The organism is Nocardioides soli, assembly GCF_014191495.1.
Taxonomy (GTDB): domain Bacteria; phylum Actinomycetota; class Actinomycetes; order Propionibacteriales; family Nocardioidaceae; genus Nocardioides; species Nocardioides soli.
Genome location: NZ_JACHWR010000002.1, coordinates 703,959 through 717,090, shown reverse-complemented (window position 1 = coordinate 717,090; position 13,132 = coordinate 703,959). Strand labels below are relative to the sequence as shown.

Here is a 13,132-nt window from a genome sequence, read left to right as displayed (position 1 = left end):
GGGCAGCTCCGACGCTTCTCACGCCCCGACCGCCGCCTCGTCGGCCGGCGCCCGGAACTGCGCGTTGTAGAGCCGGGCGTAGGCACCGTCGGCGACCAGCAGCGACTCGTGCGTCCCCTGCTCGACGATCGCGCCGTCCTCCATCACGAGGATCAGGTCGGCGTCGCGGATCGTCGAGAGCCGGTGGGCGATGACGAACGACGTCCGGTCGGTGCGCAGCGCCGCCATCGCGTGCTGGAGCAGCAGCTCGGTGCGCGTGTCCACGGACGACGTCGCCTCGTCGAGGATCAGCAGCGCCGGGTCGGTGAGGAACGCCCGCGCGATCGTGACGAGCTGTCGCTCGCCGGCGGAGAGGTTCGAGCCCTCCTCGTCGATCACCGTGTCGTAGCCGTCGGGCAGCGAGTGCACGAAGCGGTCCACGAACGTCGCCCGCGCGGCCTCCAGGATCTCCTCCTCGGTCGCGTCGGGTCGCCCATAGGCGATGTTGTCGCGGATCGTGCCCTCGAAGAGCCAGGTGTCCTGCAGCACCATGCCGATCTGCCCGCGCAGCGTCGACCGGGGCATGCCGGCGACGTCGACGCCGTCGAGGGTGATCCGCCCGGCGTCCACGTCGTAGAAGCGCATCACGAGGTTCACCAGGGTGGTCTTGCCGGCGCCGGTCGGCCCGACGATCGCGACCGTCTCGCCCGGCCGGGCGACCAGCGAGAGATCGGTGATCAGCGGCCGGTCCTCGTCGTAGCGGAACGACACGTGTTCGAAGGCGACCTCGCCGCGGCGTACCGCCGGGGTGGCGAGCGCCGGCGCGTCCTCGAGCTCCTCGTCGGCGTCGAGCAGCTCGAAGACCCGCTCGGCCGAGGCGACGCCCGACTGCAGCAGGTTGGTCATCGAGGCGACCGTGGTCAGCGGCTGGGTGAACTGGCGGGAGTACTGGATGAAGGCCTGCACCTCGCCCAGCGACAGCGACCCGTTGGCGACCCGGAGTCCGCCGACGACCGCGACCAGCACGTAGTTGAGGTTCCCGATGAACATCATCGACGGCATGATCAGCCCGCTCACGAACTGCGCGCCGAAGCTCACCTTGAACAGCTCGTCGTTCTCCTCCGCGAAGGTCCGCTCGACCTCGGCCTGCCGGCCGAAGACCTTGACCAGCGCGTGGCCGGAGTAGGCCTCCTCGATCTGGGCGTTGAGCCGGCCGGTACGCCGCCACTGCGCGACGAACTGCCCCTGCGAGCGCTTCATGATCTGCGCGGTCACGATCAGCGACAGCGGCACGGTCACGAGCGCGACCAGCGCCAGCAGCGGCGAGATCCAGACCATCATCGCGAGCACGGCGAGCACGGTCATCACCGAGGTCAGCAGCTGGCTCATCGTCTGCTGCAGCGTCTGGCTCACGTTGTCGATGTCGTTGGTGACGCGGGACAGCAGCTCACCGCGGGGCGAGCGGTCGAAGTAGTTCAGCGGCAGCCGGTTGATCTTGTCCTCGACGTCGGAGCGCATCTGCCGGATGGTGTTCTGCACGACCGTGTTGAGGATGAAGCCCTGGAGCCAGGCCAGCAGTGACGCCGCGGCGTACAGCGCGAGCACGATCAGCAGCACCCGCGCGACGGCGTCGAAGTCGACGCCCTCGCCGGGCACCACGTCCATGCCCTGCACCGCCGCGGGCAGCGCCGAGTCGGGCGTGCCGGCCGGGAACTTCGAGCCGATGAAGCCGTTGAAGACGAGGTCGGTGGCGTGGCCGAGGATCCGCGGCGCGATCGACATCAGCAGCACGCTCACGACGCCGAGGAGCACGACCGCGACCGCCTTGCCGCGGTCGGGACGCATCAGCGCGACGAGCCGCTTCGCGGACGGGCCGAAGTCCATCGCCTTCTGGCCGACCATGCCGCCGCCCATCGGGCCGCGGCCGGGGCCGCCCTGCGGCGCCTCGATGCGCTCGGTGGCCTGGAACTCCTGCTTCTTCGAGCCGGTGCTGGTCTCGCTCATGCTTTTCGGGGTCCCCGCGGAATCGGGAGCTTGCGAGCGATTCCGTGGGGTGTTCATGCTGCTTCCTCCGCGCTGAGCTGGGACTCGACGATCTCCTGGTACGTCGCACATGCGGCGAGCAGCTCGTCATGCCGGCCGCGGCCGACGACCCGGCCGTCCTCGAGCACGAGGATCAGGTCGGCGTCGCGGATCGTGGAGACCCGCTGGGCCACGATGACCACCGTCGCGTCCCGGGTCTCGGGCTTCAGCGCCGCGCGCAGCCGGGCGTCGGTCGCGAGGTCGAGCGCCGAGAAGGAGTCGTCGAAGAGGTAGATGCCCGGCTTCCGCACCAGGGCCCGGGCGATCGCCAGCCGCTGCCGTTGTCCACCGGAGAAGTTGGTCCCACCCTGGGTGACCGGCGCGTCGAGCCCCTCGGGCAGCGCCGCCACGAAGTCACGTCCCTGCGCGACGTCGAGCGCCGCCCACATCTCCTCCTCGGTGGCGTCGGGCTTGCCGTACTGCAGGTTGCTGCGGATCGTGCCGCTGAACAGGTACGCCTTCTGCGGCACCAACCCGATCTGCTGCCAGAGCAGATCCGGATCGAGGCGTCGTACGTCGTGACCGGCCACCCGGACCTCGCCCTCGGACGCGTCGAAGAGCCGCGGCACCAGGTTCACCAGCGTGCTCTTGCCCGCGCCGGTGGACCCGATCACCGCCACCGTCTGACCGGGCCGGGCCTCGAAGGAGACGTCGGCCAGGACCGGCTCGTCCGCGCCGGGGTAGGCGAACGTGACGTGGTCGAGGTCGAGGTGGCCGCGGCGCGCCGGGTCGGGGGCGACGGCGTCGTCCGGCACGGGCACGGAGGTGTGCGTGTCGAGCACCTCGGCGATCCGGTCGGCGCAGACCGAGGCCCGCGGGATCATCATCAGCATGAAGGTCGCCATCATCACCGACATCAGGATCTGCATCAGGTAGGAGAGGAAGGCCGTCAGCGCACCGACCTCCATCTGGCCGTTGTCGATGCGGTGCCCGCCGAACCAGATGACGGCGACGCTCGAGACGTTCACGACCAGCATCACCAGCGGGAACATCGTCGCCATCCACCGGCCGGCCGCGACCGCGACGTCGGTCAGGTCGTCGTTCGCGCGCCCGAACCGCCGCGTCTCGTACGGCTCCCGGACGAACGCCCGCACCACCCGGATGCCGGTGATCTGCTCGCGCAGCACCCGGTTGACCTCGTCGATCCGGCCCTGCATGAGACGGAAGTTTGGCACCATCCGGCTGACGACGAAGCCGACGCACACGAAGAGCGCGGGCACCACGACGGCCAGGATCCAGCCCAGCCCCATGTCCACGCGCAGCGCCATGATCACGCCGCCGACCATCATGATCGGCGAGGACACCGCGATCGTGCACGACATCAGCACCAGCATCTGCACCTGCTGCACGTCGTTGGTCGTGCGGGTGATCAGCGACGGGGCGCCGAACTCCTGCACCTCACGGGTCGAGAACGTGCCGACCCGGTGGAAGAGCGCGGCCCGCACGTCGCGGCCGAAGCTCATCGCCGTGCGGGCGCCGAAGCGGACCGCGACGACCGAGCAGACGATCTGGCCGAGCGACACCACCAGCATCACGGCGCCGACCCGCAGGATGTAGCCGGTGTCGTCCGCGGCGATGCCGTTGTCGATGATGTCGGCGTTCAGGGTCGGCAGGTAGAGCATCGCCAGCACGCCGACGAACTGGAAGAGGACCACGACACCCAGCCAGGGGCGGTACGGCGCGAGCCGGGCGCGCAGCAGTCGGAGCAGCATCAGGACCGGTCCTCCTCGGTGAGGACGCCGTGCAGGATCACGTCGACGATCTCCTCGGGGCTCAGGGGTTGCTGGTCGGAGATGTGCGGATGGCTGCCCGAGAAGGTCAGCAGCCGCACGATGTGGACGACCCGGTCGACGGGGACCGTGAACCGGTCGGCGTCGCCGGACAGCAGGGTGGCCAGGCCGCCGTCGGCGAGCCGGCGGCGTACCTCCGGGTCACCCAGCGCCGCCGGCGGCTTGCGCAGCCCCATCGCCGCCATCAGCGTGAAGATGCCGATGAAGCGCCGCTGCAGCAGCGTCGTGTACGCCACCAGCCGGTCCCGCAGCTCGAGCGTCGGGTCGATCCGGGCGATGTCGTCGAGGAAGGGCGACGGGTCGAACTCCGCCTCCATCACCGCGTCGAAGAGCTCCTCCTTGGTGGCGAACGCCCGGAAGACGGTGCCCTCCGCGATCCCCGCCGCCTCGGCGATCAGCTTCGTCGTCGTCGCCCGCCCGTGCTCGTAGAGCAGCGGCCGGGTCGCGGCGATGATCGCCTCCCGCCGCTCCTCGGGCGCCAGCGGCTTGGCTCGCCCGCGTCTGGTGGTGTCCACGACCGTCGAGCATAAATGAGTGAGCGCTCACTCACAAACGGTTTCCGGCGCCCCTGGCGATACCCAGTGACGATGTGGTCGTTCCCGAGCCCCGGGAACGACCACACTGCCGCTGGGTATCGCTCCGTCCCGGGCCGCCGATCAGGGTGCGAGTCGCTCGGTGACCCAGCCGTCGCCGGCCCGGCGGTAACGCAGTCGGTCGTGCATCCGGCCCGGGCGGCCCTGCCAGAACTCCACCGCCTCGGGGCGCACGACGTACCCGCCCCACTCCTCCGGCACCGGCACCGGACCATCGGACTCGGGCCAGCGCGCCTCGGCATCGGCGTACGCCGCGGCGAGCTGCTCGCGGGTCGCGACCCGCGACTGGGGAGAGGCGTGCGCGCCGAGCTGGGAGCCACGGGGCCGGACGGCGAAGTACGCCGCCACCGCCTCGCGCGAGACCGGCGCCGCGACGCCGTCGACCCGCACCTGGCGCTCCAGGGGGTGCCACGGGAAGAGCAGGGCGCAGCGCGGGTTGCCGGCGAGCTCGCCGCCCTTGCGGGAGCCGGTGTTGGTGTAGAAGACGAACCCGTCGGGCGAGACGCCCTTGAGCAGCACCATCCGCGACGACGGAGCCGAATCGGCGCCGACCGTCGAGACCACCATCGCGTTGGGATCGTGCAGGCCGGCGTCGACCGCGTCGCGCATCCAACGCTCGAACATCGTCACCGGGTCGGGGGCGAGATCGGCCTCGTCGAGTCCCGCCCGGCCGTACTCCTCACGCAGCCCCGCCAGGTCCATGCCTCGACCCTAGTGGTCACTCGGTGCACAATGCGCTGGTGACTGACGTACACCACGGATTGGAAGGCGTCGTCGCCTTCGAGACCCAGATCGCCGAGCCCGACAAGGAAGGCTCCGCGCTGCGCTACCGCGGCGTGGACATCGAGGAGATCGTCGGCCGGGTCCCCTTCGAGAACGTGTGGGGCCTGCTCATCGACGGCGCCTACACCCCCGGCCTGCCGCCCGCGGAGGCCTACAACATCCCCGTCCACACCGGCGACGTGCGCGTCGACGTGCAGGCGGCGATCGCGATGCTGGCGCCGGCGTTCGGCTTTCGGCAGACCTACGACATCAGCGCCGAGCAGGCTCGCGCCGACCTCTCGCGGGTGGCGGTGATGGTGCTGTCGTACGCCGCGCAGTCGGCCCGCGGGCTGCACCAGCCGGTGGTGCCGCAGGCGGAGGTCGACCGGGGCGCCACGCTCGCGGAGAAGTTCCTGATCCGCTGGAAGGGCGAGGCCGACCCCAAGCACGTGAAGGCGATCGACGCCTACTGGAGCTCGGCGGCCGAGCACGGCATGAACGCCTCGACGTTCACCGCCCGGGTGATCACCTCGACCGGGGCCGACGTGGCCGCGGCGTTCTCGGGCGCGATCGGCGCGATGAGCGGCCCGCTGCACGGTGGCGCCCCGTCACGGGTGCTCGGGATGATCGAGGAGGTCGAGCAGCGCGGCGACGCCCGCGGCTACGTCAAGGAGCTGCTCGACAAGGGCGAGCGGCTGATGGGCTTCGGCCACCGGGTCTACCGCGCGGAGGACCCGCGGGCGCGGGTGCTCCGGCGTACGGCGCGCGAGCTGGCCGCCCCGCGCTACGAGGTCGCCGAGGCGCTGGAGCAGGCGGCGCTCGCCGAGCTGCGCGAGCGGCGGCCGGACCGGGTGCTCGAGACCAACGTGGAGTTCTGGGCCGCGATCGTGCTCGACTTCGCCGAGGTGCCGGCACACATGTTCACCTCGATGTTCACCTGCGCGCGCACCGGCGGCTGGTCGGCGCACATCCTCGAGCAGAAGACGACGGGCCGGCTGATCCGGCCCTCGGCGGTCTACACCGGCCCGGCGTCGCGCCCGGCCTCGGACGTCGACGGCTGGCGACCCGCCTGGGGCGCGTGAGCTGACCGAGTGGTCCGGGCGAGGTAGGCCAGTCCCCGCGGCGAGACCTCGTAGCCGACGTCGAAGCTGCGGGTCAGCCCGAGGTTCTTCAGCTTGCGCACGTCGATCTTGAACGGATCGCGCTCGCGACCCATCTCCGCGGCGAGGTCCGGCGCTCGCGTGTGCGGGCGGCGCCGGATCACGTCGAGGGTCGCCATCGTCCACGGCCCGTGACTGCTGGCACGGTCGAGGCGCTCCAGCTTGGCGTCGATCGCGGCGACGTCGTCGTCGCTGAGGTCGGCGTTCTCACGCAGCTCGACGCGGGGGTCCGGTCCGGCCCAGCTCAGTCGCACGCGATACGTCGTGGCGACGCCCTCGACCTTGTCCAGCTGCTTGCGCAGCCGGGCGGCGTCCACCCAGCCCGCAGCCACCGCCTCCTCGTCGGTGAGCGCGTCGGCGTCGACGACCTCGACGTCGTCGACCCGCACGACGCCGGCGACGGTGCGGAACTCCGAGCCGATCCGCACGTCCGGCTTCCGCCAGCGGCGGAACGCAAGGGTCACCGACCCGTCGGCGACGCCGAGCGCGACCTTGGGTGGCAGCAGCATGTGCTCAAGATAGGCGCTCCGGTCCGTGTCGGCGCGCCGGCTGACTGTCACGTTCTTCGGTGGAACCGGATCTTGCCGGTGGGGAGATAGGTCGTCTGGTAGGTGGGGTCGTGGATGAGGGTGTGGTGCCAGGGGCAGAGGGATGCGCTGTCGGTGAGGTTGGTGTGGCCGCCGTCGACCCAGTGCTGTTGGTGGTGGGCGTGGAGTCCGGTGGTGCGGTCGCAGCCCTCGGCGCGGCAACCGCGGTCGCGCAGGAACATGGCGATCCGCTGATGCTCGCTGTGATACCGACTCCGCCTACCCAGGTCCAGGGGAACGCTGTTGCCGCCGAGGACGGCGGGGATGATCCCCGCCTCGCACGCCAACCGCCGCGCCATGCCGGGGCTGATCCGGTCACCGGTGTCCAGGACGCCGGCCTTCTCCAGGCGGCCGGTCAGGGTGTCCTCGTCGATCACCACCAACAGCGTGGCGTTCACCCCGCCGGTGGCCGGCAGCCGGTCGGTGGGGTAGCGCTCGATCAGCTCGCACAGCGCCCGCCCCAGCGCCTCGGGACCGGGCCGCCGCTCCACGCCGGGGCCGTGAGTGGCCGCGAGGTGCTTCGGGGCGGCGAGCGCCATCAGCATCTTCCGTAGGGCGGCGGCGTGGTAAGTCGGCAGCGTGAACCGGCCCCGGGTCTTCCCGTCACCGTCGTCGACCATCGTGACCGAGCAGGCCCGCAGCGCGGCCGCCTCCTGCCGTTGCAGGATCTGCGCTTCGTGGGCGTCGGCATCGTCGGGGGCGATGACCTCCCACAGCCGCCGCCCCAGCCGACCCAGTGCCTTGGCGTCGTGATGACGCGCCTCGGCCAGCAGATGCGCCTTCGCCTTCTCCCGGGTCTCGGGGCCGAGGTCGGCCGGGAGCCGGTCGACCCACCGAACCACCACCCGCGCCCGCTCGACGTCGATGTCCCCGGCCGCGAGCGCCTCCCGCGTCATGGGGTGCTGTTCGAGGTCGTGGCCGAGCCGCACCGCGCCGTACGCGGCCGCACGGGTGGTCTTCGTCTGGTGGGCCAGCCAGTTCGCCGCACTGGACGCACCCACCTCGGCGCCCACGTGAATCGTGTCGGCGTGCGCGGCCACCCGGGCCTGCAGCTCGCTGACCTGCGCCGCCAGCCGGGTCAGCTCGACCAGCGTCGCCCCCGCCTCGGCCGCGTCCATGGACCACACCGACGCATCGGCCACCGCGTCGACGAGGTCGCGCATCTGCGCGGTCGTCGTCGACACCCGGTGTCGCGGCGTGGCCTGTGCTGTCATGCCCACTACTCAAGCACCCGCCACCGACACTCAAAGGCCTGGATCCCCTTATTTCGCGGGGGTCTGGGTCACGAACAGGTCACGATCCGGCGTGCTCCTCCACACCCGGATCGGATGTCTTGTGGAGGGGTGGTTTCGAGACAGGCGCTAGCGCGCCTTCCTCAACCACCGTGACCCCCTGACGACGGTGGTTGAGGAGGTTGCGCTAGCAACCGTCTCGAAACCACCACGACCAACGCGGCCTAGTCCCGGCCACAGCTCGACGCCCCGACGGGTGGTTTCGAGACAGGCGCTAGCGCGCCTTCCTCAACCACCGGGCCCGACGAGGACGGTGGTTGAGGAGGTTGCGCTAGCAACCGTCTCGAAACCCCGCTGTGTCGGCGGATGCGGTGGGTCGGGTGCTGGAAGGTGGTTTCGAGACAGGCGCCAGCGCGCCTTCCTCAACCACCGTGACCCCCAACGACGGTGGTTGAGGAGGTTGCGCTAGCAACCGTCTCGAAACCCCGCTGCGTCGGCGGATGCGGTGGGTCGGGTGCTGGGTGCTGGTTTCGAGACAGGCGCCAGCGCGCCTTCCTCAACCACCGTGACCCCCGACGACGGTGGTTGAGGAGGTTGCGCCAGCAACCGTCTCGAAACCCCGCTGCGTCGGCGGATGTGGTGGGTCGGGTGCTGGAAGGTGGTTTCGAGACAGGCGCCAGCGCGCCTTCCTCAACCACCGTGATCCCGAGGACGGTGGTTGAGGAGGTTGCGCTAGCAACCGTCTCGAAACCACCGTGACGGCTCGGGCCTGGCGGCCCTCACACCTCAACCACCGTGAGCGCCCAGGCCCGATTCGATCGCGAAGACGACGAGCTGGGCGCGGTCGCGGGCGTGCAGCTTGACCATCGCCCGGCTGACGTGGGTGCGCACGGTGTCGGGGCTGACGACGAGCTCCTCGGCGATCTCGGCGTTGGAGCGGCCGGTGGCGACCCAGGTGAGGATCTCGCGCTCCCGGTCGGTCAGGTCGCCGAGGCGGGGATGCGCTCGGGCTCGCGGCCCGACCTGCCCGAACTGCTCGATCACCCGACGGGTCACCGAGGGCGCGAGGAGCGAGCCGCCGTCGGCGACCACGCGGATCGCGTCGAGCAGCCGCTCGGGGTCGGTGTCCTTGAGCAGGAAGCCGCTGGCGCCGTGGCGCAGCGCCTCGAAGACGTACTCGTCGAGCTCGAACGTCGTCAGCACCACGACCCTTACCCCGCCCAGGTCGGGATCGGCGGCGACCTCGGCGAGCAGTCCGAGCCCGTCGAGGACCGGCATCCGGATGTCGCAGAGCACGACGTCGGGGCGGGTCCGCCGGATCAGCGAGAGTCCGGCACGGCCGTTGGGCGCCTCACCGACCAGCGTCAGGTCGTCCTCGGACTCGATCAGCGTGGCCAGCCCCATCAGCACCAGCGGCTGGTCGTCCACGAGAGCGACCCGGATCGGGCCGGTCACGAGGCCACCGGGATCGTGGCCCGCACCCGGAACCCGGACGCCGCCGGTCCGGCCTCGAGCGTGCCGCCGAGGGCCTCCACACGCGATCGCATGCCGGCGATCCCCATGCCCCCATCCTGCCCGACGCGAGCGACGGCGCCGGCGCCGGCGTCGACCACCGTCACCACGAGCCCCGTCGCCGTTCGCTCCAACCCCACCGTCGCCCGGGCGGCCCGGGCATGGCGCAACACGTTGGTCAGCGACTCCTGGACCACGACGTACGCCGCATGGTCGGCCGGGCCCGGCACGTCGCCCGGGTCCCCGTGACGGTCCACGACCAGGCCGCCCGCACGGATCCGCTCGATCAGCGGGTCCAGGTCGGCGAGCCCCGGGGCGGTGCGCCGAGGCGCCTCGCCACCTGCCATCCGGGCGAGCTCGTCCCGCAGCGCCTCGAGCGACTCGCGGCTGGTGTCGCGGATCGCCTCCAGGCTGCGGCGCGCCGCCGCCGGGTCCTTCTCCAGCACGTGCAGCGCGACCCCGGCCTGCATCGCGATCACGGCGAGCCCGTGACCGACGCCGTCGTGCAGGTCCTGCGCCATCCGTAGCCGCTCCTCGGTCGCCGCCCGTCCGGCCTGCTCGGCCCGCATCCGGCCCCGGTCGACCAGCCACCACCCGCCGAACGCCGCCGCCAACGACATCGCGGCCACGCCGACGGACTGCCAGAACACCTGCGGCCCCGCGTCGTCGGTCGCGGCCCGCACCGCCAGCCCGACGACGGCGAGCGCGACGGCGACGATCCCGGCGGGCAGCAGCGCCCGCGGCCGGGACCGGAGCGACGCGACCAGCAGGGCCAGCGGCAGGGCCAGGAACATCGGGCCGTTGTCGAGCCCGGCGGCGAAGTAGCCACCGACCGCGACGCCCGACAGCAGCACCGCCAACCGACCGCGGTAGCAGGCGAGCACGATGACGGCCGCCGCGGCCACCGAGAGGACGACCACGGCCGGATACGAGTCCGACCCGCGGTTGGCGCCGAGCGAGCCGACGACCAGGAGCGCGGCCGGCACCAGCCAGGGCAGCGGAGATCTGAGCACGCTCCGAGGCTAGGCCGCGCCGAGCGCCAGGACGTACGACGGAGCGAGGCATCGGCGTACGCGGATCTGCGTACGCCGGTGCCGCTGCCGAGCGGACGCGCCGGGGCCGTCGGGCGGCGACGGTGGATGCCATGACGGAACTCATGGTGCAGACCGATGGGCTGACCAAGCGGTACGGCAGCGGCGACCACCGCCGGCTCGCCGTCGACTCGGTCAGCATGACCGTGCGACGCGGCGAGGTGTACGGCTTCCTCGGCCCCAACGGGGCGGGCAAGACGACCACGCTGCGGATGATGCTGGGGCTGGTCCGGCCGACTGCCGGAAGCGTCAGCGTCCTGGGCCGACCGGCGGGCCGGCCCGAGGTGACCGCGCGGGTCGGTGCGCTGGTCGAGGGTCCGGGCTTCTACCCCTTCCTGACCGGGCGCGACAACCTCCTGGTGATGGCCCGCTATCGCGGGCTCCCGGAGCGGGTCGTCGACGCCGCGCTGGAGCGGGTCGACCTGGCCGACCGGGGCGACGACCGCTTCAAGAGCTACTCGCTGGGCATGAAGCAGCGGCTCGGGGTCGCGTCCGCACTGATGGGCGACCCGAACCTGATCGTGCTGGACGAGCCCACCAACGGGCTCGACCCGGCCGGCATGGCCGACATGCGGGCGCTGATCGTCGCGCTCGCCCGCGGCGGCCAGACCGTGCTGCTCTCCAGCCACCTGCTGGCCGAGGTGCAGGAGATCTGCGACCGGGTCGGGGTGATCGACAACGGGCGGCTGCTGCGTGAGTCGACCGTCGCCGACCTGCGCGGCAGTGCGTCACTGCGGTTGCGGGCCGAGCCCGTCGACCGGGCGCTCGCGGTCGCGATGCGGGTCGCCGGGGACGACGGCGTACGCGTGCTCGGCGACGAGCTGGTGCTGGAGCTGCCCGCCACGGCGGCGCCGGGCCTGGTACGCGACCTGGTGGCCGCGAGGGTCGACGTTCACGAGGTGGCCAGCCGCGAGCGGACGCTCGAGGAGGTCTTCTTCGAGATGACCACCACGCACCGCAACGACGAGACCGAGGAGGCACTGCGATGAACGCGATCCTGACCGCGACGATGAGGAGCACCCGGGCCGAGCTGCTGCGGATGCGGCGCTGGCCGGCGGTGTGGGTGACGCTGGGCGCGTGGGCGGCGCTCGCCCTGATGTTCGGCTACGTGTTCGGCTATCTGGCCTACAAGACCGGTGACAACAGCTTCTCCAACGAGGGCGAGTCGATGTCGTCGGTGCTGCGCGACCTGATGCCGATCTCGGTGCCGGACGTGCTGCTGCAGGGCATGCCGATGTTCGGCGGCGCGCTGATGATGGTGCTCGGCGCGATCGTCGCCGGGAGCGGCTACGGCTGGGGCACCTGGAAGACCGTCTTCACCCAGGGGCCGTCGCGGTCGGCGGCCGTCGCCGGCTCGCTGGTCGCGACCACGGTGTACGTCGTCGGGACGGTGCTGTTCACGCTGGTGCTGTACGCCGGGGTCTCGCTGGCGATCGCGGTCAGCGAGGGCCAGCACGTCGTGTGGCCCTCGGCCGGCTCGGTGCTCGAGTCGGTGCTGGCCGGTGTGCTGGTGCTGGAGATGTGGGCGCTGGCCGGGTTCGCGCTCGGCACGCTCGCCCGCGGCCCCGCCCTGTCGGTCGGGCTCGGGTTGGTGTGGGCGCTGGTCGTGGAGAACCTCCTGCGCGGCGTCGGCAGCCTGCTCGGCGCGGTCGAGGCGCTCACCCACGTGCTGCCGGGCACCGCGGCCGGGTCACTGGTGGGCTCGCTGATCGGCGTCGACGCCGGCGGCGGCACTCCGGGCGTCGTCGATGCGATCTCCGGCACCCAGGCGGCCTGGACGGTGCTGGCGTACGTCGTCGCGCTACCGCTCCTGTCGATCGCCCTGGTGCGGCGGCGCGACGTCGCCTGAGCGCAGACGGCGGGCGTAGCAGCGGGAGAGCGGCGACTCCCGGTAGTGGCCGAACGGCGGCACCGGCACGTAGCCGCTCGACTCGTAGAGCCCGATCGCCTCGGGCTGGTTGATCCCGGTCTCCAGCACCAACGCCTCGAAGCCGTGCGCGGCGGCGCTCGTCTCCAGGGCCGTGAGCATCCGCCGCGCCAGGCCCCGGCCGCGGGCGGCGGGCACGACGTACGTCCGCTTGACCTCGGCAGTGCGATCGGTGCCGAACGCCCGGACGCCCGAGCGCCGCCAGGCACCGGTCGCGACCGGCTCGCCGTCGACGTACCCGACGAAGAAGCTGCCCTCGGGCGGCTCGAACATCAGCGGATCCAGGGGCGTCTCGTCGGGACCGCCGTACCGGGCGACGTACTCCGACTGCACCTCTTCGATCAGGCGGAGCGCGTCGGCGTGGCCGTAGCCGACGCGTCGGATGTTCATGATCTGTCGTGCTCCTCGGGCTCGGTG

12 protein-coding genes are annotated in these 13,132 nt (G+C 71.8%); 3 read left to right on the top strand and 9 right to left on the bottom strand.

Going from position 1 to position 13,132, the window contains the following annotated elements:
* Positions 1-18: 18 nt before the first annotated feature.
* From FHU40_RS13875 to pdxH, 4 genes are all read right to left on the bottom strand, one after another.
* Positions 19-1,983, bottom strand: a complete 1,965-nt coding sequence (locus FHU40_RS13875; RefSeq protein ID WP_183592893.1) for an ABC transporter ATP-binding protein — start codon at positions 1,981-1,983, stop codon at positions 19-21.
* A 53-nt stretch (positions 1,984-2,036) separates the two neighbouring features.
* A complete protein-coding gene (locus tag FHU40_RS13870) occupies positions 2,037-3,773 on the bottom strand; it encodes an ABC transporter ATP-binding protein (RefSeq protein ID WP_183592892.1) in 1,737 nt (578 codons plus the stop codon).
* A complete protein-coding gene (locus tag FHU40_RS13865) occupies positions 3,773-4,366 on the bottom strand; it encodes a TetR/AcrR family transcriptional regulator (RefSeq protein WP_343057857.1) in 594 nt (197 codons plus the stop codon). The genes FHU40_RS13870 and FHU40_RS13865 overlap by 1 nt, the downstream gene beginning before the upstream one ends.
* 141 nt (positions 4,367-4,507) lie before the next feature.
* Positions 4,508-5,146, bottom strand: coding sequence for a pyridoxamine 5'-phosphate oxidase (pdxH, locus tag FHU40_RS13860; protein WP_183592891.1), 639 nt, complete (start codon positions 5,144-5,146; stop codon positions 4,508-4,510).
* 38 nt (positions 5,147-5,184) lie between these two features.
* Here pdxH and FHU40_RS13855 point away from each other — a divergent pair, with 38 nt between their 5' ends.
* The gene (locus FHU40_RS13855) at positions 5,185-6,288 is read left to right on the top strand and encodes a citrate synthase 2 (RefSeq protein WP_183592890.1); all 1,104 of its coding nucleotides are present in this window, start codon (positions 5,185-5,187) and stop codon (positions 6,286-6,288) included.
* On the opposite strand, the gene FHU40_RS13850 is transcribed toward FHU40_RS13855, so the two are convergent.
* The 4 genes from FHU40_RS13850 to FHU40_RS29525 all read right to left on the bottom strand — a co-directional run bounded on the left by FHU40_RS13850 (position 6,222) and on the right by FHU40_RS29525 (position 10,710).
* Complete coding sequence (locus FHU40_RS13850) at positions 6,222-6,875, bottom strand: hypothetical protein (RefSeq protein ID WP_183592889.1); 654 nt, start codon at positions 6,873-6,875, stop codon at positions 6,222-6,224. The genes FHU40_RS13855 and FHU40_RS13850 overlap by 67 nt on opposite strands.
* 47 nt (positions 6,876-6,922) lie before the next feature.
* Complete coding sequence (locus FHU40_RS13845; RefSeq protein ID WP_183592888.1) at positions 6,923-8,167, bottom strand: HNH endonuclease signature motif containing protein; 1,245 nt, start codon at positions 8,165-8,167, stop codon at positions 6,923-6,925.
* Positions 8,168-8,971: 804 nt separating this feature from the next.
* Positions 8,972-9,640, bottom strand: a complete 669-nt coding sequence (locus FHU40_RS13840; RefSeq protein ID WP_343057855.1) for a response regulator — start codon at positions 9,638-9,640, stop codon at positions 8,972-8,974.
* On the bottom strand, positions 9,637-10,710 hold the full coding sequence (locus tag FHU40_RS29525) for a histidine kinase (RefSeq protein WP_183592887.1): 1,074 nt from the start codon (positions 10,708-10,710) through the stop codon (positions 9,637-9,639). The genes FHU40_RS13840 and FHU40_RS29525 overlap by 4 nt, the downstream gene beginning before the upstream one ends.
* 131 nt (positions 10,711-10,841) lie before the next feature.
* Here FHU40_RS29525 and FHU40_RS13830 point away from each other — a divergent pair, with 131 nt between their 5' ends.
* Positions 10,842-11,777 carry an ABC transporter ATP-binding protein gene (locus FHU40_RS13830; RefSeq protein WP_183592886.1) on the top strand — a complete coding sequence of 312 codons (936 nt, stop codon included), beginning with the start codon at positions 10,842-10,844 and terminating at the stop codon, positions 11,775-11,777.
* Complete coding sequence (locus tag FHU40_RS13825) at positions 11,774-12,637, top strand: ABC transporter permease (RefSeq protein WP_183592885.1); 864 nt, start codon at positions 11,774-11,776, stop codon at positions 12,635-12,637. The genes FHU40_RS13830 and FHU40_RS13825 overlap by 4 nt, the downstream gene beginning before the upstream one ends.
* On the opposite strand, the gene FHU40_RS13820 is transcribed toward FHU40_RS13825, so the two are convergent.
* On the bottom strand, positions 12,590-13,105 hold the full coding sequence (locus FHU40_RS13820) for a GNAT family N-acetyltransferase (RefSeq protein ID WP_183592884.1): 516 nt from the start codon (positions 13,103-13,105) through the stop codon (positions 12,590-12,592). The two genes, FHU40_RS13825 and FHU40_RS13820, sit on opposite strands and share 48 nt — an antisense overlap.
* Positions 13,106-13,132: the final 27 nt, after the last annotated feature.